At 59.3% G+C, this 2,588-nt stretch carries 4 protein-coding genes; all 4 read right to left on the reverse strand.

Features of this window, described 5'->3' with window-relative positions; all coding sequences use genetic code 11:
- Positions 1-72 precede the first annotated feature (72 nt).
- Positions 73-579, reverse strand: a complete 507-nt coding sequence (gene msrA, locus CW742_RS10310) for a peptide-methionine (S)-S-oxide reductase MsrA (protein WP_292420061.1) — start codon at positions 577-579, stop codon at positions 73-75.
- 60 nt (positions 580-639) lie between these two features.
- Positions 640-1,134 carry a phosphohistidine phosphatase SixA gene (gene sixA / locus CW742_RS10315; protein ID WP_292420065.1) on the reverse strand — a complete coding sequence of 165 codons (495 nt, stop codon included), beginning with the start codon at positions 1,132-1,134 and terminating at the stop codon, positions 640-642.
- 62 nt (positions 1,135-1,196) lie between these two features.
- Positions 1,197-2,291, reverse strand: a complete 1,095-nt coding sequence (locus CW742_RS10320; RefSeq protein WP_292420068.1) for a PEGA domain-containing protein — start codon at positions 2,289-2,291, stop codon at positions 1,197-1,199.
- A gap of 66 nt (positions 2,292-2,357) precedes the next feature.
- A partial coding sequence (locus CW742_RS10325) for an IMP dehydrogenase (RefSeq protein ID WP_292420071.1) occupies positions 2,358-2,588 on the reverse strand: 231 nt, incomplete at its 5' end.

A 2,588-nucleotide genomic window follows, 5' to 3' on the forward strand; every position in this document is an offset into this window, starting at 1 on the left:
CAAAGAACGCGAAGATCGGGCCGCTGATTCCTCGGATCCTGCCGGGCATCCGGGGCACAGGGCCGGGCTTTTTCATTCCCAGATCTGCCGGCTCGTGACAAAGGACTGCCCGCACTTTGCATAGAACTGCTGGTGGCACTCCTCGGCAGGCCAGAATGTTGTGGCGGGGAGGATCTCCGTCAGGATGGGCAGGTCTCCGTAACGATTTTCTGACGCCAGCCGGTCGCGGGAGGTTGTTGCTGCCGCTCTCTGTTCGGCATCATGGTAAAAGATCACGGAGCGGTACTGCGGGCCGGTATACTCCCCCTGCCCCCCACCCTGCGTCGGGTCGTGCATCTTCCAGAATGCATCGAGGAGCGCCTCATAGGAGATAACCGCCGGATCAAAGACAACACCCACGGCCTCTGCATGGCCGGTGGTGCCCGATGCTACCTGATCGTAGCCCGGTTCGGGCACAGGACCCCCGGTATAGCCCACGACGGTCTCCAGCACCCCGGCGAGGTTCCGGAATGCGGCCTCAACATCCCAGAAGCATCCGGCGGCAAATGTCGCTTTCCGGTATGTGGGGTCATCTGTCATGGAATAATCGTTGGCGCCAGGTATTTTTGGGTGTTGCGATAGGATGCGGAAGCGCGCCTCTCACTTCCGGAAATTCATCTGTTTTGCCGTGAGAAGCCAGTGGAGCTCCCCGGATGGGCGCTCGGTGAAGGAAACGTCGCGGATCTTTGCGAGCGCCCCCTTGGTCATCGCGATCCCTGCATCCTCGTTTCCGGAGATGATCCTGCTGATGAGTGAGGAGAGGAGCGGCTCGTGGCCCACAAGAAGAATGGCAGAGGATTTCGCGTGACGGCTGATCTCGTGACAGACTGCATCCGGTTCGCTGCCCGGCACAAGCACGTCCCATGACAGTGGTCTCTTTTTGCAGTCCAGGACCCCGGCAATAATCGCGGCGGTCTCCTGCGCCCGGGCAAGCGGGCTTGCGGCAATGAGATCGAACTCCAGATCCTGCGCGGCCATCCAGAGCCCGATGCCAACGATCTCTTCGGAGCCCTTCTTTGTCAGCCTGCGAGAAGCATCACCGCCTTCCGGCGGGCTGTCCTCCGCTTTCCCGTGCCGCAGAATATAGATATCCACAATTTGTCTGGTGTGCTTGCTGGAGATAAGCATTGGGAAAAACAGGGATGCCTGTTCGGCCGTTACAGGTCTCTCTTCCGGGAGCAGAGGAAGAGGAGAATGACGCCCACTGCCGCAAGTGCCGGGATGGCTTCAAACCCGGGCACCTGTTTCCGGGTTGAGAGCCCGGTGACGAATTCCGAGGTCGACCCGGCCGCGATCTCCGTGATGGTCTCGAAATCCTGGTACCCGTCCAGGACCAGCCGGATCTTGTGCTGCCCGGGTGCAAGCCCGGGGATGGTTGCCGGGCTGATGCCCTTCATCTGGCCATCGATAAACACGAGCGCACCGGGCGGGGTTGTCGTGATCGAGAGGGAACCGGTTGTTGCTGCTGCCTGCCGGGACTGGGGCGAACCGGGCGTCTCTGGTACTGCGGTGACAGGGAGCGTTGAAGTGGCTGATGACGGCGCGGACGATTGCGCTGCAAGTAACACGCTGACCTGCGGGGAATCCGCGGTAACGATGACCTCCCGGACCGCATCTTCATACCCCTCAAGCCTCAGCGTTACGGTATGCCGGCCATTGGACACGGCTTTGAGGGTTACCGGGGTAATCCCCCGCAGAGAATTGTCTAAAAAGACATTCGCACCCGGGGGTTCCGATGCAATGACAATCTGTCCGTATTCAGGTGTAGGTGTGGGGGTGGGCATGCCGACAAGGTGTTTGATCTCGATGACCGATGAGGTGATTACCCTGCTTTTCGCATCCAGCTCCTGAACTGTGATGAGCGGGAGTTGAGTTCCCTCTGGCGTAGCTGCAGGAACCAAGCCTTTCAGCGCGATATCGACAACAACCTCCTCCCTTGCAGGATACGAGAGCTCGTACCCCCCAATGGTCAGGATCTTCCCGCGGTCGGCAGGCCGGGTATTCTCTACCCCTCCGATGATGACCGTGTATACCCAGACCGGATCGTCAAGCGTTGTCACGAACCGGAGGTCATCAAAGGCAGAGAACGGAGTGCCCGAGGCAACATACACCTTCGTGGTCATGTTCACGGAATCGCCGGGGTTGAGGATGGCGGGATCTACCGTTGTTGAGGAGACAGAGAATGCCGTCACGCAGGGGACGAGAAGGAGCAGGACAAGAAATGCGCCCCATTTCAGGGAAGAAGAATGCATAGGATCACGTCAGATTAGAGTAAATCGCGGGATCTGAATCAGCCTGCCGGAGAACGCGGGTAAAAATTACTCGAAGAGCCGGTAATTCGGCGCTTCGTCAGTGATCATGATGTTGTGCGGGTGGCTCTCGGTCATACCGGCGTTGGTGATACGGACGAACCGCGCTTTTGTGTGCATGTCCCCGATGGTCTTTGCGCCCGAGTAGCCCATTGAAGACTTGAGCCCGCCCACGAGCTGGTAGATTACGTTACCCACGTGGCCGACATAGGGGGTTACCCCCTCCACGCCTTCGGTGAA

The sequence above is a fragment of the Methanoregula sp. genome, from assembly GCF_002835825.1.
Classification (GTDB): Archaea; Halobacteriota; Methanomicrobia; order Methanomicrobiales; family Methanospirillaceae; genus Methanoregula.

Excerpts from the sequence above, each read along its gene's own strand:
- CW742_RS10320 (WP_292420068.1), bottom strand. The coding sequence starts at position 2,291 with ATGCATTCTTCTTCCCTGAAATGGGGCGCATTTCTTGTCCTGCTCCTT.
- msrA (WP_292420061.1), bottom strand. The coding sequence starts at position 579 with ATGACAGATGACCCCACATACCGGAAAGCGACATTTGCCGCCGGATGC.